Annotated in this window: 24 protein-coding genes; 19 read left to right on the top strand and 5 right to left on the bottom strand. The window is 64.1% G+C overall.

The features are described from left to right. Positions 1 to 30 precede the first annotated feature (30 nt). From VF34_RS20835 to VF34_RS20825, 3 genes are read left to right on the top strand one after another with little or no spacing between them, the layout of a single operon-like run. Positions 31 to 2211 (top strand): molybdopterin-containing oxidoreductase family protein, encoded by a 2181-nt coding sequence (locus VF34_RS20835; RefSeq protein ID WP_032373915.1) that lies wholly within the window; start codon positions 31 to 33, stop codon positions 2209 to 2211. A 37-nt stretch (positions 2212 to 2248) separates the two neighbouring features. Continuing rightward, a complete protein-coding gene (gene fdxA / locus VF34_RS20830; protein ID WP_032373914.1) occupies positions 2249 to 2563 on the top strand; it encodes a ferredoxin in 315 nt (104 codons plus the stop codon). Then, positions 2560 to 3549 (top strand): NAD(P)/FAD-dependent oxidoreductase, encoded by a 990-nt coding sequence (locus VF34_RS20825; RefSeq protein WP_094694165.1) that lies wholly within the window; start codon positions 2560 to 2562, stop codon positions 3547 to 3549. Before fdxA ends, VF34_RS20825 begins: the two co-directional genes overlap by 4 nt. Positions 3550 to 3573: 24 nt before the next feature. Here the strand turns inward: VF34_RS20825 and VF34_RS20820 are convergent, their stop codons facing one another. After that, complete coding sequence (locus tag VF34_RS20820; protein ID WP_080733281.1) at positions 3574 to 4626, bottom strand: AraC-like ligand-binding domain-containing protein; 1053 nt, start codon at positions 4624 to 4626, stop codon at positions 3574 to 3576. A gap of 217 nt (positions 4627 to 4843) precedes the next feature. Between VF34_RS20820 and moaA the strand changes: the two genes are divergently transcribed. The 3 genes from moaA to VF34_RS25915 are packed head-to-tail and all read left to right on the top strand — an operon-like array spanning position 4844 to position 7420. Continuing rightward, positions 4844 to 5902, top strand: coding sequence for a GTP 3',8-cyclase MoaA (gene moaA / locus VF34_RS20815; protein WP_032373913.1), 1059 nt, complete (start codon positions 4844 to 4846; stop codon positions 5900 to 5902). Beyond that, positions 5899 to 7149 carry a molybdopterin molybdotransferase MoeA gene (locus VF34_RS20810; RefSeq protein ID WP_045841998.1) on the top strand — a complete coding sequence of 417 codons (1251 nt, stop codon included), beginning with the start codon at positions 5899 to 5901 and terminating at the stop codon, positions 7147 to 7149. Before moaA ends, VF34_RS20810 begins: the two co-directional genes overlap by 4 nt. After that, positions 7094 to 7420 carry an HNH endonuclease signature motif containing protein gene (locus tag VF34_RS25915; RefSeq protein ID WP_080733280.1) on the top strand — a complete coding sequence of 109 codons (327 nt, stop codon included), beginning with the start codon at positions 7094 to 7096 and terminating at the stop codon, positions 7418 to 7420. Before VF34_RS20810 ends, VF34_RS25915 begins: the two co-directional genes overlap by 56 nt. Positions 7421 to 7458: 38 nt before the next feature. Here VF34_RS25915 and mftM read toward each other — a convergent pair whose 3' ends face one another. Then, positions 7459 to 8286, bottom strand: coding sequence for a mycofactocin oligosaccharide methyltransferase MftM (mftM, locus tag VF34_RS20800; protein ID WP_032373932.1), 828 nt, complete (start codon positions 8284 to 8286; stop codon positions 7459 to 7461). A 277-nt stretch (positions 8287 to 8563) separates the two neighbouring features. Here mftM and mftA point away from each other — a divergent pair, with 277 nt between their 5' ends. From mftA to mftD (VF34_RS20780), 5 genes are read left to right on the top strand one after another with little or no spacing between them, the layout of a single operon-like run. Next, positions 8564 to 8677: a mycofactocin precursor MftA gene (mftA, locus tag VF34_RS24775; protein ID WP_069973092.1), complete on the top strand. Its 114-nt coding sequence runs from the start codon at positions 8564 to 8566 to the stop codon at positions 8675 to 8677. A 2-nt stretch (positions 8678 to 8679) separates the two neighbouring features. After that, positions 8680 to 8964, top strand: coding sequence for a mycofactocin biosynthesis chaperone MftB (gene mftB / locus VF34_RS20795; protein ID WP_032373911.1), 285 nt, complete (start codon positions 8680 to 8682; stop codon positions 8962 to 8964). A gap of 33 nt (positions 8965 to 8997) precedes the next feature. Further along, positions 8998 to 10230 carry a mycofactocin radical SAM maturase gene (mftC, locus tag VF34_RS20790; protein WP_032373910.1) on the top strand — a complete coding sequence of 411 codons (1233 nt, stop codon included), beginning with the start codon at positions 8998 to 9000 and terminating at the stop codon, positions 10228 to 10230. 2 nt (positions 10231 to 10232) lie between these two features. Further along, positions 10233 to 11411 (top strand): pre-mycofactocin synthase MftD, encoded by a 1179-nt coding sequence (gene mftD / locus VF34_RS20785; protein ID WP_032373909.1) that lies wholly within the window; start codon positions 10233 to 10235, stop codon positions 11409 to 11411. Continuing rightward, the gene (mftD, locus tag VF34_RS20780; RefSeq protein WP_045841997.1) at positions 11408 to 12646 is read left to right on the top strand and encodes a pre-mycofactocin synthase MftD; all 1239 of its coding nucleotides are present in this window, start codon (positions 11408 to 11410) and stop codon (positions 12644 to 12646) included. Before mftD (VF34_RS20785) ends, mftD (VF34_RS20780) begins: the two co-directional genes overlap by 4 nt. A gap of 29 nt (positions 12647 to 12675) precedes the next feature. Here the strand turns inward: mftD (VF34_RS20780) and VF34_RS20775 are convergent, their stop codons facing one another. The 3 genes from VF34_RS20775 to VF34_RS20765 form a co-directional block, all read right to left on the bottom strand. After that, entirely contained in the window at positions 12676 to 13407 is a 732-nt protein-coding gene (locus VF34_RS20775; protein WP_032373907.1) for an aspartate/glutamate racemase family protein, read from the bottom strand. Between the two features lie 10 nt (positions 13408 to 13417). Further along, complete coding sequence (locus VF34_RS20770; RefSeq protein ID WP_032373906.1) at positions 13418 to 14971, bottom strand: NCS1 family nucleobase:cation symporter-1; 1554 nt, start codon at positions 14969 to 14971, stop codon at positions 13418 to 13420. A gap of 94 nt (positions 14972 to 15065) precedes the next feature. Next, positions 15066 to 15791: a GntR family transcriptional regulator gene (locus tag VF34_RS20765; RefSeq protein WP_032371147.1), complete on the bottom strand. Its 726-nt coding sequence runs from the start codon at positions 15789 to 15791 to the stop codon at positions 15066 to 15068. 70 nt (positions 15792 to 15861) lie between these two features. On the opposite strand from VF34_RS20765, the gene mftE reads away from it, so the two are divergent. From mftE to VF34_RS20725, 8 genes are all read left to right on the top strand, one after another. Next, entirely contained in the window at positions 15862 to 16548 is a 687-nt protein-coding gene (gene mftE / locus VF34_RS20760) for a mycofactocin biosynthesis peptidyl-dipeptidase MftE (protein ID WP_032371070.1), read from the top strand. A gap of 126 nt (positions 16549 to 16674) precedes the next feature. After that, positions 16675 to 18072 carry a mycofactocin biosynthesis glycosyltransferase MftF gene (mftF, locus tag VF34_RS20755; RefSeq protein ID WP_032373905.1) on the top strand — a complete coding sequence of 466 codons (1398 nt, stop codon included), beginning with the start codon at positions 16675 to 16677 and terminating at the stop codon, positions 18070 to 18072. Positions 18073 to 18075: 3 nt separating this feature from the next. After that, entirely contained in the window at positions 18076 to 19623 is a 1548-nt protein-coding gene (gene mftG / locus VF34_RS20750) for a mycofactocin dehydrogenase MftG (RefSeq protein ID WP_230595237.1), read from the top strand. A 57-nt stretch (positions 19624 to 19680) separates the two neighbouring features. Beyond that, positions 19681 to 19818, top strand: a complete 138-nt coding sequence (locus tag VF34_RS25375) for a hypothetical protein (RefSeq protein ID WP_167326762.1) — start codon at positions 19681 to 19683, stop codon at positions 19816 to 19818. Positions 19819 to 19927: 109 nt separating this feature from the next. Then, a complete protein-coding gene (locus VF34_RS20740) occupies positions 19928 to 21223 on the top strand; it encodes a sigma-54-dependent transcriptional regulator family protein (protein WP_027496283.1) in 1296 nt (431 codons plus the stop codon). A gap of 121 nt (positions 21224 to 21344) precedes the next feature. Continuing rightward, positions 21345 to 22868, top strand: a complete 1524-nt coding sequence (exaC, locus tag VF34_RS20735; protein WP_027496284.1) for an acetaldehyde dehydrogenase ExaC — start codon at positions 21345 to 21347, stop codon at positions 22866 to 22868. Then, complete coding sequence (locus VF34_RS20730; RefSeq protein ID WP_027496285.1) at positions 22868 to 23407, top strand: DUF779 domain-containing protein; 540 nt, start codon at positions 22868 to 22870, stop codon at positions 23405 to 23407. Before exaC ends, VF34_RS20730 begins: the two co-directional genes overlap by 1 nt. A 113-nt stretch (positions 23408 to 23520) precedes the next feature. Then, positions 23521 to 24504, top strand: coding sequence for a cation diffusion facilitator family transporter (locus VF34_RS20725; protein WP_032373904.1), 984 nt, complete (start codon positions 23521 to 23523; stop codon positions 24502 to 24504). Positions 24505 to 24558: the final 54 nt, after the last annotated feature.

Genomic DNA, 24558 nt, shown 5'->3' with positions numbered 1-24558 from the left:
TACCAGTGATATCCACGCCGAGGAGCACCCATGACGACTGTTCAGGAAGATACGCGCTCACACGACGCCCCGGCCGACCGCCCGACGGAACTCACCGTTCTCGGAGCGTGTGCGCAGGATTGTCCGGATTCGTGCTCGATGGTGGTGACCGTCGAGGACGGGGTGGCGACGAGCGTCAGCGGGAGCAAGACCAACCCGTACACCAACGGCGGCCTCTGCGTGAAGGTGGACAACTATCTCGACAAGGTCTACAGCCCGGACCGAGTGCTGTACCCGCTCAAGCGGTCCGGGCCCAAGGGCTCGGGAGAGTTCGAGCGGATCTCGTGGGACGAGGCCGTGGCCACCATTGCCGAGAAATTCACCTCCATCGCCGAGGAATTCGGCCCCGAGGCGATCATGCCGTGCAATTACCTCGGCACCCAGGGCATTACGCAGGGTCTCAACGTCGGGGATGCATTCTTCAACCGACTCGGGGCGACGGTTGCCGAGCGCACCTACTGCGATGCCGGCTCGTGCACGGCCTACGCGATGACGGTGGGCGACACGGCAGGCGTCGACCCCGAGAGTTTCGTCCACTCCAAGTTCATTCTGATCTGGGCGGCGAACACCATGAGCACCAACCTGCACCTGTGGCCGTACATAGCCGAGGCGAAGAAACGCGGGGCCAAGGTGGTGGTGATCGATCCGATCAAGACCAGAACCGCCAAGGCCGCGAGCTGGTACATCCCCATTCGTCCGGGCACCGACGGCGCTCTCGCCCTGGCGATGATGCACGTGATCATCGACGAGGGATTGACCGACGCGGACTACATCGAACGCTTCACCATCGGTTTCGACGAATTGGCCGAGCGGGTGCAGCAGTACACCCCGCAATGGGCGTCCGAAGAGACGGGCATTCCCGTCGAAGACATCTACACGCTGGCAAGGGAATACGCACAGAGTCAGCCCTCCGTCATTCGGATCGGCGTCGCCATCGAGCGCAGTGCAGGTGGCGGGCAGAGCGTCCGAGCCATCTCCTGTCTACCGTCGTTGGTGGGGGCCTGGCGTAAGCCCGGCGGCGGCATCCTGCAGCTGCCGCTGTGGGCGTTTCCGGTGAACTGGCCCGAGTTTCTGCAGACGGATCTGCAGACTCCGGGTACACGCGTGATCAATCTGTATCAGCTGGGTGAGGCGCTGACCGGCGGGTTGAATCTGGACACGCCCCTCAAAGGACTGATGGTGTACAACTCGAATCCGGTGGTGGTGTGTCCCGATCAGAAGCGCATGATCGACGGGCTCAGCCGGGAGGATCTGTTCACCGTCGTCAGTGACCACTTCATTACCGACACAGCGGATTACGCCGATATCATTCTGCCCGCCACGACACAGCTGGAACAGGACGACATCAACTTCTCCTGGGGACACCTGTTCGTCACGTACAACAACCGGTCGATCGAGCCCCTCGGTGAGGCCGTCCCCAATACCGAGCTGTTTCGCCGATTGGCCGCCGCGATGGGCTTCACCGAACCGGTGTTCTCACGAACCGATGAGGAACTCCTCGCCCTCTCCTACGACTGGAATGCCCCGGCAATGGAGGGCATCACGATCGATTCATTGAAGAAGCTCGGGTGGCAGCGACTCAACCTTCCCGGTCCCGACGAGTACGCACCGCACGCAGAGGGCAATTTCCGGACGCCGTCCGGCAAAACGGAGTTTCTGTCCTCGGCGGCGGCGGGCGGCAACTTCGTGCTGCCGCTCTTCCGGCAGGGATCGAACGACCACCAGCCGGGACAACCGGTGGATCCGCTTCCGCACTACATCCCGCCGCGCGAGTCGTCGAGGACCAATCCCTTACTGGCAGAGGAGTATCCACTCAATCTGCTCACGCCCAAGTCACACGCGTACCTGAATTCGAGCTTCGGGAATCTCGACATGCACCGCAAAGTGCAGAAGGAGCCGACGTTGCTGATCAACCCTGTCGACGGCGAACGGCGGAGAATCGCTTCGGGTGATGTGGTGCGAGTCTTCAACGATCGCGGCGAATTCACCGTCGTTGCCAAACTCGACAAGTCGGTCATGCAGGGTGTCACCGTTTGTGCGATGGGTGCATGGCGCAAGAACATGCTGTCGCTGTCGACTCCGGCCTCGCTCAATCCGACGGTGTTCGCCGACCTCGGGAACGCTCCGACGTTCTCCGACACCCTCGTCGAGGTCGCGGCGCTCGGCGCCTGACAACCCTTTCTCCTACTACGAACATGAGGATTTCGATATGGCCTACGTCGTGACCGAAGCGTGCATCGACCTGCTCGACAAGGCATGCACCGAGGAGTGCCCCGTCGATTGCATCTACGAGGGCGCTCGGATGATGTACATCAATCCCGACGAGTGCGTCGACTGCGGCAAGTGCATGCCCGCCTGTCCCAACGACGCCATCTTCTGGGAGCACAAGATCCCGGAGGAACAGAAGCAATTCGTCGACATCGCCGTCGAATTCTGTGAGGACGCAGGTGCTTCCGGTGGTGCGGAAGATCTCGGCCCGGTTGGGCACGACCATCCCTCGATCGACGAAGTGGCGAAGAAGTGAGTGCCGCAACGGTTTCCGAGAGTGATCTGATCATCGTCGGTGCCGGACCTGCCGGACTGTACGGTGCGTACTACGCGGGTTTCAGGGGCATGACGGTCACCGTGATCGACGCTCTGCCCCATCCGGGCGGGCAATTGGCGGCCCTGTACCCCGAGAAGAAGATATTCGACGTCGCCGGGTTTCCGGCGATCAAGGCGCAACATCTGGTCGACGCATTGGTCGAACAGGCGGATCAGGCGAAGCCGACGTACCTGATGGGGCACGTGGCGACCGAACTCGAAGAATCCGAGAACTTCGTGCGGGTCACGACGGACAAGGGCGAGACCGTCGTCGGCAAGGCCGTTCTCGTGGCCGCAGGTATCGGTAAGTTCACGCCGAGGCCATTGCCGGCCGGAGCCGAGTTCCACGACCGAGGCCTACGGTATTTCGTACCGAAACTCGATGATCTCGCCGGCGAACGGGTGATGATCGTCGGCGGCGGAGACTCGGCGGTCGACTGGGCGTTGAGCCTGGAACCGATCGCAAAATCGGTGGTATTGGTGCACCGTCGCAACGACTTCCGGGCGCACGCTCACAGCCTCGGTCAGCTGGAGCGGTCCGGTGTCGATGTCCTCACCCCGTTCGAGGTGGAGGAAATCCTTGGCGTAGACTCCGTCGAATCGGTAACGATCGTCGACGGCACCGGAGTCGATCGCCGACAGCTCGAAGTATCGAGTGTTGTTGCCGCACTGGGGTTCAAAGCCGCGCTCGGCCCCATCTCCACGTGGGGATTGGACAAGTACCAGCGCGATATCGCCGTCGGACGGACGATGCGCACCAGCCGAAGGCGAGTCTTCGCGGCGGGCGACGTCGCCGGACACGAAGACAAGGTCAAGTTGATCGCAGTCGGGTTCGCCGAGGCCGCGACAGCGGTGAATCACATCGCCCCGCTGGTCGACGGTTCGGCAGCGATCGTGCCCGGCCACTCGAGTGACTCGCTCCACTGACGAGAGACCCGTAGGAGCTCAGTTTCACCGACGAGGACCGTGAGCAGTGCCGACCTCGGGCTGCTCACGGTCGCTCGGCCACATCGGGCGAGTGACAGCTCGCGGGTCGTCGGACTGCGCGCACGCGGCCGCGCGGTACTGACGCGGGCTCATCCCGTACTGCTCGCGAAAGGCGCGGCTGAACACTGCGGAGTCCGCGAAACCCCATCGCCGACTGATCTGGCCGAGCGAGCGGTCCACCGCGACGCTGGCGATGATCTCGCGTCGGCAGCGCTCGAGCCGTTTGACCCGAATGCTGCGCGCCACCGTAGTGCCACTTGCCGCAAACAGGCGATGCAGTTGGCGGGTGGAGACGAGCATGGCCGACGCGACCGTGGTGGGCGACAGATCTGGGTCTGCGAGGTGTTCCTCGATATAGCGTTGCGCCGTCCGAACGAGGGCGGTACCGGGGGAGTCCAGCGCCGGGCTGGTGGTGGTGTTCCTCGCGATGACGCTGACCAGATCTCCGACCTCGTCTGCGATGGCCTGTGCGCCCGCGGTACCCAGCGTCGACCGGGTCGACCCCAGGTCGTGCAGAAATCGGCTGAGGAGACCGCTGAAACCGGCCGAGCCGTCGAAGGCCATGGCCGTCAGGTCGCTGGATTCACGCTCGTCGAGTCGCAGCATGTGACGGGGCCAGGTGAATACTTCGAGCTCCCATTGATCGTCGTCGGGGTGACCGTCGATGATCCAGTCGAAGGGACGAGACGTGTCGTAGATGGCGAAGTCGCCGCGGGAGAGCACGCATTCGCGTCCGTCCTGCACCACGATCGCGCGGCCTCGACGGATCATCCCGATCTGAACGTATTCGATTCGGTCCTTCTCGATGAGCGAGTCGGTTCGCGCGATGCGTTGAGTCGTCGATCGGACAGTCGACACCTGCAGGTGCGCGAGAGACATCGATCGGACGGCTCCGGTGAATCGGCTGTCCGCCACGTCGGCTACGTCCAGGGCGACGAAGTGTTCGTTCAACATGTCGGACCAGTCGCCGCGGCTGGTCGTTCGAGTCGGAATGGAGAATCCGGATCGAGACAGCATGGGGACCCCTTGTCGTAGACGCTCATGGCGATGCAGGAGCTTTCTTCGAGATTAACCCGCAATGTTTCCGGTTGATTCACTGTTCGTAACTTTGCCGGAAAGTCGTGAGGCAGGGTCGTGCGCTGGTCGCTGCACGTCAACTACCGGGCGCGCGCGGTCAAGTGTGAGGCACTGCCGTCCGCGATTCTGGTGTTCGACCGAGTGAAAGGACTACTCCGTGGGTGACCCCGTTCGAGCAGTGCGCAGCCATCCGACCGACCTCGATTCGGGGACGGTGGACGCTCGGGGACGGGCACTTCGGGATCTCCGTATCTCGGTCACCGACCGGTGCAACTTCCGCTGTGTCTACTGCATGCCTCGAGCCGAGTTCGGTCCCGATCACCGATTTCTCGACACCGGCAGGCTGCTGTCCTTCGACGAGATCGACAGAGTGGCGCGGGCGGCGGCGACGATCGGCCTCCGAAAGATCCGTCTGACGGGTGGTGAACCGTTGCTGCGGGCCGGAATCGCCACGCTGGTCGAACGATTGAGCGCCATCGACGGCGTCGATCTTGCGATGACCACGAACGGGTCGTTGCTCGCAGCCCAGGCCGCATCCTTGTACGCGGCCGGTCTGAAACGCGTTACCGTCAGCCTGGATTCGATCGACCCGACGACGTTCGCGCGGATGAGCGACACGCGCGTACCCGTCCGGACCGTGCTCGACGGCATCGACGCGGCAGTGTGCGCCGGGATGTCACCCGTCAAGGTGAATGTGGTGGTGCGACGGGGGGTGAACGGTGATTCGATTCTCGACCTGGCCGAACGGTTCCGAGGGACCGGTATCGTCGTGCGGTTCATCGAGTACATGGATGTAGGGGCGACGAACCGGTGGGAAATGGCGCAGGTGACGGACGTCGACTCCATTGTCGACATCATCGGGGCAGCCCATCCGCTCGAGCGGATCGAGTCGATGTACGAAGGCGAGGTCGCGACGCGCTATCGGTATCGCGACGGGAGCGGAGAAATCGGGGTGATCGGCTCGGTGTCGAAACCGTTCTGCGGCAGCTGTACTCGGGCCAGGCTGTCGGCGGACGGGCAGGTGTACACGTGCCTGTTCGCTTCGGCGGGAACCGATCTGCGCGCGCTGCTGCGTTCGGGGGCATCGCAGGATGCTCTCGTGGCGCGGTTGTCGGCGCTCTGGAACAGCCGTGACGATCGATACTCCGAACTGCGAGCGGGATCGGGGGACACCCCGGCCGGCGAGCGGATCGAGATGTCCTACATCGGCGGATGAGGCGGACCGTAAACTCGACTACCCGTTCGGTGGACGAACACCGTTGTGCCATAGTAGATCTCGGATTGTCAGCCCGAGTGCGGGCGGTACCCATCGGATCGGCGGTCGGCGCAGTTCTCGCCGAGGATGTCGTTGCCGAGCGCGTTCTGCCGGCGTTCGACAATTCTGCAGTCGACGGGTTCGCTGTGCGCCGTACCGATGTGATCGGTTCCTCACGACTGCCGGCCACACTGACCGTCTCGGCGCGTAGCGTCGCCGGACGGTCGAGTACCGAGCTGAGCGTGGCACCGGGTGAATGTGTACAGATCATGACCGGTGCAGTACTTCCGCGAGGGGCCGATCTGGTGGTGCCTGTCGAACAGACCAGCGGATTCGTGACGTCGTTCGGTTCCGATACGGTGACCATCTGTTCGAGTGGTTCCAAGAGCAACATCCGCCGTCGTGCTTCGGATGTCGATGCCGGTGACGTGGCCATCAGGGCCGGTACGGTGCTGACTCCCGCTCAGGTCGGACTGCTTGCGGCACTCGGACGAACGCTTGTCAGGATTGGCTCGACATTGACCGTGGCTGTGTTGTCCACCGGATCCGAAATCCGCTGTGCTGAAGAAACTCCGACGCTCGGCGAGTGTTTCGACGCCAACTCTCCGATGATCGCAGCCGATCTGCTGCGGTGTGGTGCCGATGTGCACCTCGAATCGGCGGTATCCGACGATGTGGAGGCGTGCAGAGCGGCCCTTGCTCGCTGCGCTGCGGTAGCCGACGTCATCATCACGACCGGTGGAATCAGCGCAGGAACCGAGGAGGTGGTCCGGCTTGCGGTGGCGGATCACGACGTCACCTTCGCCTCGGTTGCGGTCAGGCCGGGAAAACCGCAGGGCTGCGGACGATTCGATGGAATACCGATCATCTGCCTGCCCGGAAATCCGGTGAGTGCGCTGATCTCGTACGAACTGTTCGTCCGGCCGGTCGTGGTATCCGCTCTGCAGGATCCGGCGGCGGAGCGAACGGTGAGAACTGTGCGGGTCCGCGGCGACGTGACCTCGGCGTCGAGCACACCTCGGGTTCTGTTGGGATTCATCGACGGCGCGGATGCCGAGGTCACGCAGTCACATTCGATGAGAGCATTGGCAGCCGCGAACGGATTGGTCGTCGTTCCCCCATGCGACTCACTCCCACAGGCAACAGGGCAATATCCCGCGTGGACCTTCGATTCACGTACGGCATCGAGACCGGGCCGGTACGTATGACCGCCACTGCCGCTTCCCCGGCTGCCACCGACCCGCGGCACGCTGCCAAATCGACCACGTGATCCCGTTCGACCACGCCAATCCACTCGGCGGCTGGACCACCGTCAACAACCTCCAATGCCTCTGCGAATACCACCACAGCGTCAAAAACCGCCGGCCACACATCCCCACCCAACCCAGACGATCCGGCGTCATCGCCTACGCCGAACCACCCGACAACCTGACACCCGAACCGAGCGACGAGGAAGCCGACACAGCACCAGCGTTCTAGTACTCCCGCGGATCCCATGCCTGGAGTATCGAGACTGTTCAGACGAGTTGTGGTGCCGTCGTCTTGTCGATCACGAGCCAACCGCCGTGGTAAGTGGAGGTCTCGAAGGGCTTCCCCGTCGATAATCCCAGCTCGGCCAGCGCCGTCTCGTCGAACGTGCGGATGTGCCCGTGGCAGACGGTGGTCTCGGTCTCGAACGGTACCGCGATGACGACGCGGCAGCGCGCCACCCGGAGTGCCTCCGCGACGATGGCAGAGCCCGTTTCGGCGTCGACGTGTTCGAGCAGGTGCAGAGCTGTCACGGTATCGACACTGTTGTCGTCGAACGGGATTCGGGCTGCATGGAACACTGCCGTGTCGAGTCTCGCGCCGAGGTGCGGAGCGACAGTCGCGAGCAAATCCATGGTTCCCGCTGACTGGTCGGTCGCGGTGACCGAACAACCCTGCATTGCCAGCCGCAACGGGAAGAAGCCGAAGCACGAACCCAGATCGAGTACCGAACCGCGGACCGCCGCGGCGGCACGCTCGTGCACAGGAGCGAACTCTGCGCGACCGGAGAGGAGGTCATCCAACGAGTTTCGGTAGTACGTCGTCCATGCCTCGACCGGATCGGCGACAGTGGTGCGCACGATGCCGACCAGTACGTGCTCGAACTCGCTCTGGGATAGCCCGATGTGGCGCGCCTGTTCGGTGATGAGCGGAACGAGGCATTCGCCGATCTCGCGCGCAGCGAGGCAGTGGTTCACCTGGACCGTCGATCCTGCACGCACGGCGTCGAATCGAAGCCCGGGAGTGTGCCGGACGACGACGTTCTCATGAGCCCAGACCCCGTCGGGTCCGGGTGCCAATGCATCGATCTCGGTCATGTAAGTCTTCTTCTGTCGTTTCTGCTGTGACCCTCTGTTGAGTTGAGCTTTCCACAGCGAACCGCGGCAGAACTCGGATCGACCGCTGGTCGGTCCTCTCGGACGCCGCTCACCCCGCAGGCCGGACGGGCCGGTACCTACCCAACTGGACGGTTGATCGCGACGGCCGACCAGTTCCTGCGCCATGACCCGTCGGAAACCTCGACGGCCGTTAGCGTGGTGATCCTGAACACAGTCGATCGGATTGTGGCCGAACAGATTTCGTAGGAGGAATCAGATGTCGAAGAAGAGTGAGAACGCTGTGGTCGGTACGTCGGTTGTCGAGTCCGATCTGGTGGAGGAGTCGTTGGTGGAGGAAGTCTCGATCGACGGTATGTGCGGCGTGTACTGATCATGACTATTGCTGTGCAGGACGCGCTCGATCTGGACGTGCGGTGGATTCTGCATCCGCAGGTGGCGTTGCGTCCCGAGTCGTTCGGGGCGCTGCTCTACCACTTCGGGACCCGCAAGCTGTCGTTTCTGAAGAACCGCACGATCGTGGCGATCATCGAGTCCCTTCCCGACCACCGGGATATGCGGTCGGCGATCGCGGCCGCAGGGATCAGCGATTCGGCATCGGCTCCCTACGTGAGAGCGCTCGAGACGTTGGCGGACTCGAACATGATCACTCGCCCTTAGAACCTGACCCATTCGTAGAAGAGGACGGCCCCTATGACTTCCACCCTCGAAAGACCAGCTCCGGTAGGGAGATTGGTCGATCAGTTCGAGCTCGGTCTCGATGCTCCGATTTGTTTGACGTGGGAGTTGACCTACGCCTGCAATCTGTCGTGTGTGCATTGTTTGTCGTCGTCGGGTCGTCGTGATCCGCGTGAGCTCTCCACCGAGCAGTGCAAGTCGATCATCGACGAGTTGCAGAAGATGCAGGTGTTCTACGTCAATATCGGTGGCGGTGAGCCGACGGTCCGGTCGGATTTCTGGGAGCTCGTCGACTATGCGACGGCGCATCAGGTGGGGGTGAAGTTCTCCACCAACGGGGTCAAGATCGACAAGAAGGTGGCGGCGCGCCTGGCGGCGTCGGATTACGTCGATGTGCAGATTTCCATCGACGGGGCGACGGCGGAGGTCAACGACGCGGTGCGTGGTCCGGGGTCGTTCGACATGGCGTGCCGGGCGTTGGAGAATCTGAAGGAGGCCGGGTTCCGGGATGCGAAGATCTCGGTCGTCGTCACCCGTCACAACGTGAGCCAGCTCGACGACTTCAAAGCGTTGGCCGACAAATATGCTGCGACACTGCGGATCACGCGGTTGCGGCCGTCGGGTCGTGGTGCGGATGTGTGGGATGATCTGCATCCGACTGCGGGTCAGCAGCGCGAGTTGTACAACTGGCTCGTTGCGAACGGTGAGGGTGTGTTGACGGGTGATTCGTTCTTCCACCTCTCGGCGTTCGGTGACGCTCTGCCGGGGTTGAACTTGTGTGGTGCGGGGCGGGTGGTGTGTTTGATCGATCCGATCGGTGATGTGTATGCGTGCCCGTTCGCCATTCACGAGAACTTCCTCGCCGGCAACATCGTCCGAGACGCGAAAGACGGTATGGGCGGTTTCCAATCGGTGTGGCAGACCTCGGAGTTGTTCCAGGAGTTGCGGTCTCCGCAGACCTCGGGTGCGTGCACCAAGTGTGCTCATTTCGATGCGTGTCGGGGTGGGTGTATGGCGGCGAAGTTCTTCACCGGCCTACCGATGGACGGTCCGGATCCCGAGTGCGTGATCGGCAACGGTGAAATGGCGTTGGCAGCGGCGGGGGAGATCCCCAAGTCCAGTGTCGATCATTCGCGTACCGGTCAGCGCAAGACTCCCCGTAAATCGGTGCCGTTGACATTGATGATGCGTCCACCGACGAAGATCTGCGACGAAAATCCGCTCGCCGGAATGGAACAGGAAGCGTAGTCATGGCAAAGAGTGCGTGGTTCGAGACCGTTGCCGAAGCGCAGCGGCGGGCGAAGAAACGTCTACCGAAGTCGGTGTACGCCGCGCTGGTGGCCGGCTCCGAACGCGGCATCACCATCGACGACAACATGGCGGCGTTCGGGGAGCTCGGGTTCGCTCCGCATGTGGCGGGGTTGTCGGACAAGCGGGACTTGTCGACGACGGTGATGGGGCAGCCGCTGTCGTTTCCGGTGATGATCTCCCCGACGGGTGTGCAGGCGGTGCACCCGGACGGTGAGGTTGCGGTGGCGAGAGCTGCTGCAGCGCGCGGCATTCCGATCGGGTTGTCCTCGTTCGCGAGCAAGTCCGTCGAGGAGGTGGCGGCAGCGAATCCGCAGACGTTCTTCCAGATGTACTGGGTGGGTTCGCGCGAGGTGTTGTTGCAGCGGATGGAGCGGGCCCGCGCAGCCGGTGCGGTCGGGTTGATCATGACGTTGGATTGGTCGTTCTCGAACGGCCGCGACTGGGGTAGCCCGTCGATCCCGGAAAAGATGGACCTCAAGGCGATGGTTCAGTTCGCTCCGGAGGGCGTCATGCGTCCGAAGTGGTTGTGGGAGTTCGCGAAGACCGGCAAGATCCCGGATCTGACGACCCCGAACCTGACCCCGCCGACCGGTGGTCCGGCTCCGACGTTCTTCGGTGCGTATGGGGAGTGGATGGGTACTCCGTTGCCGACGTGGGAGGACGTGGCGTGGCTGCGGGAGCAGTGGGGTGGGCCGTTCATGCTCAAGGGAGTCATGCGGGTCGATGATGCGAAGCGGGCTGTCGACGCCGGCTGCACGGCGATCTCGGTGTCCAACCACGGAGGCAACAATCTCGACGGCACCCCGGCACCGATCCGCGCTCTTCCCGCGATCGCCGAGGCCGTCGGTGATCAGGTCGAGATCACCCTCGACGGCGGCATCCGGCGCGGCAGCGATGTGGTGAAGGCGTTGGCGTTGGGTGCTCGGGCGGTGTTGATCGGTCGGGCATACCTGTGGGGTCTGTCGGCCGGCGGTCAGGCCGGGGTGGAGAACGTGCTCGACATCCTGCGTGGGGGAGTCGATTCCGCGGTGTTGGGACTCGGGCACACCTCGGTGCACGATCTGTCACCGTCGGATGTGGTGATGCCCGCCGGATTCGACCGGAAGCTGGGTGTGTGACCGACTGGTTCGAGACTGTCGCCGAAGCGCAACGGCGAGCGCGTAAGCGACTTCCGGCATCGGTGTATTCGGCACTGATGGCGGGGTCCGAACGTGGGCTGACGGCGGGCGACAACACCGCTGCCTTCACCGAGCTCGGGTTCGCCCCACACGTGGCCGACCTGTCGGATTCGCGGGAGTTGTCGACGACGCTGATGGGGCAACCGCTGTCATTTCCGGTGATGATCTCCCCGACGGGTGTGCAAGCCGTGCACCCCGACGGTGAGGTCGCGGTCGCGAGGGCTGCGGCGGCGCGCGGTGTGTCGATGGGTTTGTCGTTGTTCGCGAGCAAGCCGATCGAGGAGGTCGTCGCAGCGAATCCGCAGACGTTTCTTCAGGTGCATTGGGTGGGTTCGCGGCAGTTGTTGGCGCACATGCTCGATCGTGCACGTGCTGCGGGGGCGGTCGGGCTGATCGTGACGATGGATTGGTCGTTCTCGGAGGGCCGCGATTGGGGGAGTCCGGTGATACCGGAACGCCTCGACGCCAGGGCAATATTCCGGTTGGCACCCGAGGTCTTGGCCCGTCCACGGTGGCTGGCGCAGTGGGCGCGGTCGGGGACATTTCCGGATTTGACGGCACCGAATCTTGCTGCGCCCGGGAAATCGGCGCCGACGTTCTTCGCCGCGTATCGGGAGTGGATGTCCACCCCGCTGCCGTCATGGGAGGACATCGCCTGGCTACGTCAGCAGTGGGACGGTCCGTTCATGCTCAAAGGTGTGTCGCGGGGCGACGATGCGTTGCGGGCTGTCGATGCCGGCGTCACGGCGGTGTCGGTGTCCAATCACGGGGGCAACAATCTCGACGGTTCGCCGGCGTCGATCAGGGTGTTGCCGGCGATTGCCGAGGCGGTGGGCGATCAGGTGGAGGTCACCCTCGACGGCGGGATTCGGCGGGGCAGTGACGTGGCGAAAGCACTGGCGTTGGGTGCTCGGGCGGTGCTGATCGGGCGGGCGTATCTGTGGGGTCTGGCCGCGAACGGTCAGGCCGGAGTAGAGAACGTGCTCGACATTCTGCGCGGTGGCTTGGATTCGGCGGTCCTCGGTCTTGGACACTCGTCGGTGCAGGAGCTGTCACCGTCCGACGTCGTTGCACCGCATGACTTCACCCGTGCGAATCAGCTCCCCGGTTCGGGAGATCCGACCATCCTGGCAGAAGAAAGGATCGGAGTCCGGGATACAGAACCGAGGAGCTGATTCGATCGACAACCCAGCGCAGCTGACGCTCAGGCCCTGCTGAATCCGTCGAGCATGCCGGTGTAGAGCTTGGGCGGAGGAGTCGCGAACTCTCCACGCTTGCCGGTGCCGAGTCCCAGGGTGACGAGGGATTGCACGAACAAGGTTCCCGCTGCGACCCCGTCGACGACGGGCACTCCGATTTCGGACGAGATGTGTCGGCAGAGATCGGCCATACCCGCGCAGCCGAGGACCACGGCATCACTACCGTCCGTCTCTACCGCGATGCGGCAGGCCTCGGTGACGATCTTGCGAGCGTCGGGGTCGGTTTCGAGATCGAGGACGGGCAGGTCGCACGCATGGATGCCGAGGCACTGCCGTCCGAAGCCGTAATGGTCGGCCAAATCCTGTGCCCGTCCGATCGTGCGCGCGAGCGTGGTGACGACGCTGAAACCGCGGCCGAGGAAACTCGCGGCATGCATGGCCGCTTCCGCGATCCCGATGACGGGCCCCGATGCGAGCTCGCGGGCCGCGTCGATGCCGGGGTCGCCAAAACAGGCGATGACGTAGCCGTCGACCCCGGTGGCCTCGCCGCGGGCGATCTCGGCGAGAATGCCTGGGACGCTGAGGGCTTCGTCGACGTGGCTTTCGATCGACACCGGTCCCATGGATGGGCTGACCGCATCGACGACCGTGCCCGGGCCGACTACGGCCCGGGCACAGTCACCGATCGTTGCGGTCATCGAACTCGTGGTGTTCGGATTGATGACCTTGATGAGCACGTGCGAGATCCTATGCTTTCACTGGTGTGTCGAAGTTGGTGACGGCCAGCTTGGTCCGCGTTGCGAGGTAGAAGTACATCGCGAATCCGATGCCGCATCCGATGAACCAGCTGTACTTGGACGCCGTCGACATTCCGGCGATCTGCATGCCGTCGATGGCTCCGTTGAACAGCACGGTGAACATGGCCACCAGCGCGCCGACGATGGTGGAGTACACCGCAGCCGGGTTGTATCCCTTGGAGTACCAGTACAGACCCGTCGTCGACATCGAGAACAGCTCGTCGACGACGACCTTCTGCTTGCGGACGAGGTAGTAGTCGGCGATCAGAATGCCGAACAGTGGTCCGATGAATGCGCCCAGAGTTTCGAGCGTCAGGTGGATTACGTCGGGGTTGTTGTACAGGTTCCACGGGGTGATCAGCACCGAGCCGATGGCGGCGATCATTCCGCCTGCGCGCCAGCTGATGCGCTGCGGGCTGACGTTGGAGAAGTCGAACGCAGGGGAGATGAAGTTCGCGACGATGTTGATGCCGATGGTGGCGATCGTGAACGTCAGTGCACCGAGAACGATGGCGAACGTGCTGTCTATTCGAGCGACGGTCTCGACCGGGTCGGTGATCAGCTCACCGAACACCGGAAGCGTCAACGACGCCGTGACGACCACCAGGATGGAGAAGACCAGGAAGTTGACCGGGAGGCCGAGGAAGTTGCCCTTCTTCACCGCGGAGTAGGACTTGCCGTAGCGGGAGAAGTCGCCGAAGTTGAGCATGGGGCCGGAGAAGTACGAGACCACGAGGGCGATGGCTCCGAGCATCACCGGAATCGAGCTCAGGCCCGTGTGCTCGACCTCTTGTAGGTTGAGATCGATTGCGCCCCAGCCTGCTTTCCAGATCAGGTAGCCGCACAGCATGAACATCACGACGTAGACGGCGGGCCCGCAGAAGTCGATGAACTTGCGGATCGATTCCATGCCGCGCCAAAAGACCGCTGCCTGGACGACCCAGAGGAACAGGAAGCTGGCCCATCCGAGCATGGAGAGACCGGCGAAGCCGTAGTCGGCGGTGACGGCGTACGGGGCCAGTGACGGGAACAGCTTGATCAACACGATGTCGAGGGCTGCCGATGCCAGGAACGTCTGGATGCCGTACCAGGCCACGGCGATCAGTCCGCGGATGATGGCGGGGATGTTGGCACCGAGGACGCCGAACACGCTGCGACAGATGACCGGGTAGGGCACCCCGGAGACCTGGCTCGGCTTGGCGACGAGGTTGCAGAAGAAGTACACGATGGTGATGCCGACGAGCAGCGAGATCAGCACCTGCCAGCTCGCCAACCCGAGTGCGAAGAGGCTGCCGGCCGTGACGTAGCCACCCACCGAGTGCACGTCGGACATCCAGAAAGCGAACAGGTTGTAGGAGGTCCAGGTCTGCTTCTTCAGCGGAGCGAGGTCTTCGTTGGTCAGCCGTGGGTCGTAACTGTCCTTGATCAGGCCTCCACCGACGGGGTGGCCCGCGGCTTCCACGAGATCTCCCGTTTGGGCGGGACCGTGCGCTGTATCTGTCATCGATGCTCCTGACGGCCGGGCAATGAATGGAACGAGTGAATGGGGAAAAGCTAGCGGCGAAGTATTGCGCCCTCGTGACGTGAGCGATATATCTTCAGCCCGGCGTTTCCGTGGGTGGATCGGCAAACAATCCGTGATCGTTCGACAATGTCGAAATGACCGAATTGAGACGCGTGTGATGGTGCTGGGCAGCGCGCAACAGTGCGTCGGAGTCGCGATCGAGGAAGGCCGCGATCATGTCGGCGTGGTCGTCGTGCAGTGACGCCCGATCGGATCCGGCGACATGCACCATCGGTTGCACGGGTTCGGTGATGTTCCAGGCGGATTCGAGCATGTGCAGGAGTCGGTGCATCCGCGACGGCCGGGTCAGCGACAGGTGGAATTCGCGAGAGAGGCGGTGATACTCGCGTGAGTCGTCCTCGGTCAACGAGGCCTCGAGCTGCCGGTTGATCTCGATCAGGTGCGCGCGATCGGCATCGGTGGCCTGTTCTACCGCGATGGGGAGTGCGGCAGTTTCGAGAACCTCACGCACGATGTACATTTCGCGCAGTTCAGCCGCTGTCAGCTGCGCCACTCGGTAGCCGAGATTGGGTCGATGGTCGACCAATCCCTCGCCGATCAGAGTCTTCAGGGATTCGCGTACCGGAATGCGGCTCACGCCGAACAATTCCGCGACCTCGTCTATCGGAATGGGTGTATTCGGAGGAGCGTCACCGGCCAGGATGACGCGTCGGAGCTCGTCCAGAATTGTCGGCTGCGGGCCACCCGGTGCCGATATGGACAATTGCGAGAGCAATATCGACCGACGGCGGGGTGGCACGAATCGAAGATTATCGGCCGTGTGTTTCGTCCGCGTGACGGCTCGGTTCCGTCCGATAGCATCTGCACCCATGGCCACTGACACGCTCGGTACCCAGTACTGGCCGGACATCGTCGGACCGAAGCTCCTCGTGGTTCCGGTCGGTTCGCTCGAGCAACATGGGCCGCACCTACCTCTCGATACCGATACCCGCATCGCCGACGCCGTCGCGCGAACGGTTCCGAACGCTCTCGTGGCACCCGCGGTGGCGTACGGCTCCAGCGGCGAGCACGAGGGTTTCGGCGGCACCGTGTCCATCGGGTCCGCCGCGCTCGAGGCGCTGTTGGTGGAGTACGGGCGCTCCGCGTGTCGGTGGGCAGAGAGGGTCGTCTTCGTCAACGGCCACGGCGGCAACGGTCCCACCCTGCGCTCGGCGGTGACGCTGTTGCGCTACGAGGGGCGCGACGTCGTATGGTTCCCGTGCTCGGTGCCGGGAGCGGACGCGCATGCCGGACGCACCGAAACATCGCTGCTGCTGCATCTTTCGGCCGATGTGGTCGACATGACGAAAGCGGCACCGGGAAACACCACCGAGATCGCGGCTCTACTGCCCGAGCTGCGCGCCGGTGGCCTGGCCCCCGTCACGGCCAACGGTGTGCTCGGCAATCCCCTCGGGGCCACCGCCGAGGAGGGACGGCTCATTTTCGAGCAACTGCGGGACCGCGTGCTGGGTGCGGTGCAGAGATGGAGTCCGTCCCCGCACGGCGTCATCGTGTGAGCGATCGCGGTACAGAACCGGCGGAAAGCCTGTTCGAGGCCTCGAACAGAAACGGGGAGCAGGTATGTTCCGACCGATTTACCGGGTGGCCGACACACCGACCGTTTGTCCGCTTACGATGCCCTGATGGGTGAAGGTCGGTTGCCTGACGGCTTCGGGGTGCGAGTGGATCCACGCGTACGCACATTCTCCGAGGGACGCGTTCTGATCGGTGGTTCACCGATGCGGATGCTCACGTTGGCACCGACGGCCGCGGCAATGATCGGTGACGGTTTCATCGAGGTGACCGACTCGCAGTCCGCCCTCGTGGCGCGCAAACTGCTCGACTCGGGGGTGGGCAACCCGCGGCCCATGTCCATCCCGTCGCCCAGTGATGTCACCGTCGTGGTGCCGCTCAAGAACAACGAGGCCGGGCTCGCGCGGCTGATCACGGCGATGCACGGCATGCACGTGATCATCGTCGACGACGGATCCGACGTCCCGGTGGCGGTTCCTGCCGTGTCGTGGAGCGTGGGTAGCGTGACGGTGCTGCGGCACGAGACCTCACGCGGGCCGGCGGCCGCACGTAATACTGGACTACGTTGCGCTACAACAGATTTCGTTGCTTTTCTGGACTCGGACGTGGTACCTCGCAAGGGCTGGCTCGAGGTGATGCTCGGGCACTTCTCGGATCCGGCGGTGGGCCTGGTGGCACCCCGAATCGTCGCGCTGGAGCCCGAGGGCAGCGCACTGGCCCGCTACGAGCACGCCCGCTCCTCGCTCGACCTCGGACGCAAGGAAGCGGCGGTGCGCGCAGGGAGCGCGGTGTCGTACGTACCCAGTGCCGCCATGTTGCTTCGCCGGTCTGCTGCGGTGGAATGCCACGGGTTCGACGAGTCGATGCACGTGGCCGAGGACGTCGATCTGTGCTGGCGTCTGCAGGAGGCGGGCTGGCGACTGCGCTACGAGCCCGTGGCCCACGTGGCGCACGAGCACCGCGTCGCCTTCGTCGAATGGTTCGCCCGCAAACTGTTCTACGGCACCGGTGCCACGCCGTTGTCCGCGCGTCATCCGGGCATGGTGCCGCCGGTCGCGATGTCGCCGTGGACGTTGGTGACGTGTCTGCTCGCCGCCAGTCTGACGCGTATCGGATTGCTCGGCGCTCTGGCCAGTTTCGGGGTCACGGTCGTTCGGCTGCGCAAGATGTTCGTCGGTCTCGATCAGCCCACCCGCATCGCGGCCGTTCTCGCTGCCGAGGGTTTCGTGGCGGGGTTGTGGCAACTTGCCTCGGCGCTGTGTCGACATTATTGGCCGATCACGTTGCTCGCGGTGTTGTTGTCGAGCCGTATCCGGAAGATCGCGCTCGGTATGGCTGTGGCAGAAGCGTGTTCGGATTGGTACAAGCATCGTGAACTGGGCGGGCTCGATCCGGTTCGATACATCTTCTTCAAACGCGCCGACGACATCGCGTACGGAACCGGGCTGTGGAGCGGCGCGCTGTCGGCTCGTTCCATCGAGGCGTTGAAGCCCCGCCTGGACGGCTGACCCGTGCGCCTGGAAGGCCGGGCCGACGACGAGGGAAGTCCACTCGACGCCGACGTCATCGTCGTCGGAGGCGGGTCGTGCGGCTGTGTCGTCGCGGCGCGACTGAGCGAGAATCCCGACCGCTCAGTTTTGCTGCTCGAAGCCGGGCCGGCATCTGCGGGGGTCGACGACATTCCGCGCAGCCTGGGCGACTCGACGACGCTCCCCATCGGTCCGGACAGCCGGTGGGTGAGCCGCTACACCGCCGAACTCACCCGCGACGTCACGCGCACGGTGACCCGGGGCCGAGTGCTCGGCGGATCGGGTGCCGTCAACGGTGGCTACTTCGTCCGGGCGATCCCCGCCGACTTCGATGCGTGGCCACAATCGACCTGGTCGTTCGATCAGGTGCTGCCGTTCTTTCGCCGTTCCGAGAGCGATCACGACCTCGATGCCGCCGGCCGTACTGGCATCGCGCGTCGCTGGCACGGAACGGACGGGCCGATGCCGATCACCCGACCGCCCGCGCGGGCCTGGCATCGGCTGACCGCCGCGTTCGTGGACTCGGCGACGAGCGCCGGGATCGGCTACCGCGAGGACCTGAATGCTCCCGATGCGGGGGCGGGCGGTGTCGGTGCTGTTCCCTCGAACGTTCTGGGCGGGACACGGGTGAGCGCGGCCAGGGCATACCTCCTGCCGAATGCCGACCGGACCAACCTTCGTATCCAGGGTGATACGACAGTGGTGTCGTTGAAGTTCAAAGGCAGCAAGGTGATCGGAGTGGAGATCACCGTCGGCGGAGTTCGCAGAATCGTCCGAGCCGATACCGTGATCGTGTCGGCGGGGTCCGTGCACACGCCCGCGCTGCTGATGCGATCGGGCATCGGTGATCCCGAAAATCTTGTCCCGCTGGGTATCTCGATGGTGGTCGACAGTCCGGGCGTGGGTCGCGGATTCTCCGACCACCCCGAGGTCGCCGTTCCCCTCGTTCCGAAACATTCCCCCGAACATTCCCCGGACGATCGGTTGTCGTCTCCGCTCGAGGCGGTGCTGCACGCGGGCGACGTGGAAATCCGGCCGTACACGAGGCGGTTCGACGAATTGATACCCGGTCTGGACGTGGGGCCGCACTCGTTCGGCGTGGGTCTGATGCGGTCGACCGCGCGAGGACGCATCGCGTTGCGCACGGCGGACGCGTTCACTCCTCCCACGGTGAACTACCACTACCTCGAATCGGAACGGGACCGTCGGGCGATGCGAGACGGGGTCGAACTCGCCGTGGATCTGCTCCGATCCCCGGCCATGGCGTCGGCCGTGGACGTTCCCGCCATCGCCGATCCGCTCGCGCCACTCGGTACGTCGTTGCACCTGTCCGGGAGCGCCCGAATGGGGCCCGAATCGGATCCGGGGTCGGTTCTGGACGACCATTGTCGGGTGCGTGGGGTCGACGGCGTGTACGTCATCGACACCTCGGCGTTCCCGGTAGTGCCCAGCAGAGGGCCCCACGCAACGGCCGTCATGTTCGCCGAGCGGGCCGCGGCGCTGATCGATCGGCACGATCGCGGCGCGTAAGGCGTAGCGTTCGTGGTCTGGGGACCGTTCAGGTTCCCCAACAGATGGGTTTCTGCCATGTCGGACAAATCGCCCCGCAACACGATGACCAAGAAATCCGGCAAATCACTCAAGGACAAGCGCGCCGACAAGCGAGCGAAGTCGAGTGGAGACACCAGCAACGACATCATCACCTCCGCCGTCAAGAAGAAGTAGCCGGTCGTCGTCGACGGGACCGGCCCCGGTCGCACCCGTCGACAGCGGCTGTATCCTTGCCTGTGAGCTGGGTTACAACGATGTGGACAGGTCACGGAGGAAGCGTCGAATGGCAAGCCGATCGGACAGTGGCGGCAACCCCTGGGTCGCAGTGCGCCCCGGTGAGGATGTCACTGTGCTGGCGCGCCAAATGTCCAGTGCCCATCAATCTTTCGTCGACGACATCCGTACACACGGCTCGGCGGTGCGGTCCGTCGTACTCGACTCGTGGATGCGAAGTAGAACCAAGGGTGTCGACCCGGACGGCGGTAGTCAGGCACCGGCCCTGAGTGGGCCGGACCTCGACCGCTACCGCAACGGGCATCCGATGGCACTCATCCGCCCGGTGATTCGCAAACTGCTCGTCGAGGACGCCTCCGACACCGGTCTGCTCGTCGCAATCTCGGACGCGGAGGGCCGCCTGTTGTGGGTCGAGGGCGATTCCTCGGCCAAGGACCGCGCGCTGACGATGGATTTCGCCGAAGGTGTCGACTGGAGCGAGGAGAGCAAGGGGACCAACGCGCCGGGAACGGCACTCGCCGTCGATCACAGCGTGCAGATCTTCGCGTCCGAGCACTTCTCGCGATCGGTCCACGAATGGAGTTGCTCGGCAGCACCGGTGCATCACCCCACCAGCGGCCACATCCTCGGAGCCATCGACATCACCGGCGGGCCGCGGGTGGCCGTACCCGAGGTGCTCTCGCTGGTGCGGGCCACCGTCGCAGCCGCCGAGTCCGAATTACGCCTGCACCTGTTGAACTCACCGAAATCGTTGGGCGATACCGCTCCTCGTCTCGAGGTCCTCGGATCCGGCCGGCCCGGAGTGGTACGCGGCTCGGGTCGAACGCCTCTCTCACAGCGGCACGCCGAGATTCTCCTGTTGCTCGGCGATCATCCGGAGGGGCTCAGTTCGGACCATCTCGCCGTCCTGCTCGACGAGCAGGAACTCGATTCGGTGACCATCCGCGCAGAGATGTCGCGGCTGCGTAAGTCTTTCGGTACCGCAGGCCTCGCATCCCGGCCGTACCGATTGGTCGGCGAGTTGTCCTCCGATGTCGGCGACATCCGACGTGCCCTGGACCGCGGCGACGTCGAGGCGGCTCTGCGGATCTACACCGGACCGGTGTTGCCCGGCTCGTCCGCACCCGGCATCGAGGAGATTCGCGAAGAATTGCGGTCTCGTATGCAGGCTGCACTGTTGCGGCTGGGGGATCCGGTGTTGCTCGCCCAGTGGACCTCCTCTATTCACGGTCGATCCGACGTGATCGCATGGGAGGCCTATCGCGCCACGCTGAGCCGCGATTCCGCACTCTACGGCCAGGTCAGCGCACGTATCGACCTGCTCGACCGCGATCTCGGAGTCTGACGCACCCGTCGCGGCGGTGCCGTCGGAGTGACGGCAACGTAGTTGCAACGTTGCACCCCCTAGTGTCCTGAATCACACACCGCATCAGCAGTGCAGCACGTGTCGATCAGGAGGATTTTCAATGTCCGTCTATGCCCGTCCAGGTACCGCCGATTCCGTCATGTCGTTCCAGTCGCGCTACGACAACTGGATCGGCGGCGAATGGGTGCCACCGGTCAAGGGCCAGTACTTCGAGAACCCGACTCCGGTCACCGGTGAGAACTTCTGCGAGGTCGCCCGTTCCACGTCCGAGGACATCGAACTCGCCCTCGATGCCGCGCACGCCGCCGCTCCCGCCTGGGGCAAGACGTCCGCGGCCGAACGCGCCGTGATCCTCAACAAGATCGCCGACCGCATCGCCGAGAACCTCGAGTCGATCGCTCTGGCCGAGTCCTGGGACAACGGCAAGCCGATCCGCGAGACCCTCAACGCCGACATCCCCCTCGCGGTGGATCACTTCCGGTACTTCGCCGGCTGCATCCGTGCGCAGGAAGGCTCACTGTCCGAGATCGACAGCGACACCGTCGCTTACCACTTCCACGAGCCGCTGGGCGTCGTCGGACAGATCATTCCGTGGAACTTCCCCATTCTCATGGCCGTCTGGAAGCTCGCGCCCGCGCTCGCTGCCGGTAACGCCGTGGTGCTCAAGCCCGCCGAGCAGACTCCCGCCTCGATCCTGCACCTGATCTCGATCATCGGCGACCTCCTGCCCCCGGGCGTGATCAACATCGTCAACGGATTCGGTGTGGAGGCAGGAAAGCCGCTGGCGTCGAGCCCGCGCATCGCCAAGATCGCCTTCACCGGCGAGACCACCACCGGCCGCCTGATCATGCAGTACGCGTCGCAGAACCTGATCCCGGTCACGCTCGAACTCGGTGGCAAGAGCCCCAACGTCTTTTTCTCCGACGTGCTCCAGGCCAACGACGACTACCAGGACAAGGCCCTCGAAGGCTTCACGATGTTCGCCCTGAACCAGGGCGAGGTGTGCACCTGCCCGTCGCGTTCGTTGATCCAGGCTGACATCTTCGACGAGTTCCTCGCACTGGCCGCGATCCGCACGAAGGCTGTGCGGCAGGGTGATCCGCTCGACACCGAGACCATGATCGGTGCCCAGGCGTCCAACGATCAGCTCGAGAAGATCCTCTCGTACATCGAGATCGGCAAGGGCGAGGGCGCACAGGTCGTCACCGGCGGCGAACGCGCACAGCTCGGCGGCGACCTCAACGGTGGTTACTACGTGCAGCCGACGATCTTCACGGGCAAGAACGACATGCGCATCTTCCAGGAAGAGATCTTCGGACCGGTCGTGTCGGTGACGTCGTTCAAGGACTACGACGACGCCATCGACATCGCCAACGACACCCTCTACGGACTGGGCGCAGGCGTCTGGTCCCGCGACGGCGGCGTTGCCTACCGGGCGGGCCGCGACATCAAGGCCGGCCGAGTGTGGACCAACACCTACCACCAGTACCCCGCGCACGCCGCGTTCGGCGGCTACAAGCAGTCGGGTATCGGTCGCGAAAACCACAAGATGATGCTCGATCACTACCAGCAGACCAAGAACCTGCTCGTGAGCTACGCCCAGAAGGCGCAGGGCTTCTTCTGATGGAGAACGCTCGGCCGCCCGCGCGGCTGAAGACAACCGCCGAGGCGATGGATCTTCTCCGTCGCCTCGGCGGTATCCACGGCGAACTGATGATGCATCAGTCCGGCGGATGCTGTGACGGCTCGTCGCCGATGTGTTATCCCGCAGGCGAATTCATCGTCGGCGATCGCGACGTTCTGCTCGGGTACATCGACCTCAGGCTCGGAGTGGGCGAGATCGCCCAGGACCTCCCCGAGGGTGTCGACGGCGTACCGGTGTGGATCTCGGGTTCGCAGTTCCAAGCGTGGAAACACACCCAACTCGTACTCGACGTGGTGCCGGGCCGCGGCGGCGGATTCTCGCTCGAATCGCCCGAAGGCGTGCGGTTCCTGAGCCGTGGGCGCGCGTACACCCCGGAGGAGAACGAACTTCTCGCCGCGCATCCACCTCTCGTCGGAGTCGACTGGGAAGAGGGCCGACGACCGCCGGTACCCGACGACCCACTCGTGGTCGCCGAGGCCGTCGACGCCTGTCCTGTGCCGGGAATGCTCCAGGGCTGAGTGCCTACGGCAGTGGTGCGGCTCCGCTTCCGGGTCGTTCCGCGGGCTATACTCCCGTGTGCCCCAGGCGGCACATAGCCGCACCACTGCGCGCAGCGCATACAGTGCGAACGATGAAGAGCTCATCGAAAACCGACGCGGCCGACGGCGGCGACAGCCTGCGCACCGTGGTGATCGCGTTCGTCGCCAACCTCGGTGTGGCCATCGCCAAGACGTTCGCGGCGGTGTTCACCGGGTCCGCGTCGATGGTCGCCGAGGCCGCCCACTCCTGGGCCGATACCGGTAACGAGATCTTCCTGCTCGTCGCCAATCGCCGCGGGGCGCGCGGCCCCGACGATCGGCGCCCGCTCGGGTACGGCCGGGAGACGTACTTCTGGTCGACGCTCGCGGCCATCGGCTTGTTCGTCGCCGGTGCGGCGGTCTCGGTGTGGCACGGCATCACCTCGTTGCTTGCCGGTGAGTCGAGCAGTGAGAACTACCTCGTCGCCTACGTCGTGCTCGCCATCGCGTTTCTGCTCGAGGGCGTGTCCTTCCTCCAGTCGGTACGGCAAATACGCGGCGAGGCAGCGCAATACGACAAGGACTTTCTCGATTACGCGTCGGAGACGTCGGATCCGACGCTGCGGGCAGTGTTCGCGGAGGACAGCGCGGCTCTGATCGGCATCGTGATCGCCGGTGCGGGAATCGGTTTGCACCAGCTCACCGGTTCGGCGGCGTTCGACGCCATCGGCTCGATTCTGGTGGGCGTTCTACTCGGGATCGTGGCGTTCGTGCTGATCGATCGAAACCGCCGATTCCTCACCGGCGAACCAGGATCGCGAGCATTATGGAACGCGGTAGTGCAGCGCATCGAGCTACTCCCCGAGGTGGCGTCGGTCCGGTTCGTTCGCATCGAGTTCGTCGGTCCCAAACAGATCTACGTGGTGGCGAGTGTCGATCTCGTCGGTGACTTCGCAGAGTCACGCATCGCGCACACGCTCCGGCGGCTGGAGCGTGAGCTGGAAACCAACAGAGCTGTGGTGGACGCAGTACTGACAGTCGCAGAACCGGACGAGGGAGATATCGGTGACGTGAATGCGGTTGCACAGCAGCCGTAATTCGCCCGTCATTCACCGATGACACCCCGCTTACATCACGGACCTATCGTGAAC

This window comes from Rhodococcus sp. PML026, from assembly GCF_000963615.1.
Classification (GTDB): Bacteria; Actinomycetota; Actinomycetes; order Mycobacteriales; family Mycobacteriaceae; genus Rhodococcoides; species Rhodococcoides fascians.
The sequence above is the reverse complement of the archived record's forward strand: the minus strand, read 5'-3'. Positions and strand labels throughout refer to the sequence as shown.

Bases quoted from the DNA above. Each gene is read 5' to 3' on its own strand.
- exaC (WP_027496284.1), top strand. From the start codon at position 21,345: ATGTCCGTCTATGCCCGTCCAGGTACCGCCGATTCCGTCATGTCGTTC.
- mftA (WP_069973092.1), top strand. From the start codon at position 8,564: ATGTCGAAGAAGAGTGAGAACGCTGTGGTCGGTACGTCGGTTGTCGAG.
- VF34_RS20725 (WP_032373904.1), top strand. From the start codon at position 23,521: ATGAAGAGCTCATCGAAAACCGACGCGGCCGACGGCGGCGACAGCCTG.
- VF34_RS25375 (WP_167326762.1), top strand. From the start codon at position 19,681: ATGTCGGACAAATCGCCCCGCAACACGATGACCAAGAAATCCGGCAAA.
- mftF (WP_032373905.1), top strand. From the start codon at position 16,675: ATGGGTGAAGGTCGGTTGCCTGACGGCTTCGGGGTGCGAGTGGATCCA.
- mftC (WP_032373910.1), top strand. From the start codon at position 8,998: ATGACTTCCACCCTCGAAAGACCAGCTCCGGTAGGGAGATTGGTCGAT.
- mftM (WP_032373932.1), bottom strand. From the start codon at position 8,286: ATGACCGAGATCGATGCATTGGCACCCGGACCCGACGGGGTCTGGGCT.
- fdxA (WP_032373914.1), top strand. From the start codon at position 2,249: ATGGCCTACGTCGTGACCGAAGCGTGCATCGACCTGCTCGACAAGGCA.
- VF34_RS20770 (WP_032373906.1), bottom strand. From the start codon at position 14,971: ATGACAGATACAGCGCACGGTCCCGCCCAAACGGGAGATCTCGTGGAA.
- mftB (WP_032373911.1), top strand. From the start codon at position 8,680: ATGACTATTGCTGTGCAGGACGCGCTCGATCTGGACGTGCGGTGGATT.
- VF34_RS20835 (WP_032373915.1), top strand. From the start codon at position 31: ATGACGACTGTTCAGGAAGATACGCGCTCACACGACGCCCCGGCCGAC.
- VF34_RS20740 (WP_027496283.1), top strand. From the start codon at position 19,928: ATGGCAAGCCGATCGGACAGTGGCGGCAACCCCTGGGTCGCAGTGCGC.
- mftE (WP_032371070.1), top strand. From the start codon at position 15,862: ATGGCCACTGACACGCTCGGTACCCAGTACTGGCCGGACATCGTCGGA.
- mftD (WP_032373909.1), top strand. From the start codon at position 10,233: ATGGCAAAGAGTGCGTGGTTCGAGACCGTTGCCGAAGCGCAGCGGCGG.
- VF34_RS20810 (WP_045841998.1), top strand. From the start codon at position 5,899: ATGAGGCGGACCGTAAACTCGACTACCCGTTCGGTGGACGAACACCGT.
- VF34_RS20730 (WP_027496285.1), top strand. From the start codon at position 22,868: ATGGAGAACGCTCGGCCGCCCGCGCGGCTGAAGACAACCGCCGAGGCG.
- VF34_RS20820 (WP_080733281.1), bottom strand. From the start codon at position 4,626: ATGCTGTCTCGATCCGGATTCTCCATTCCGACTCGAACGACCAGCCGC.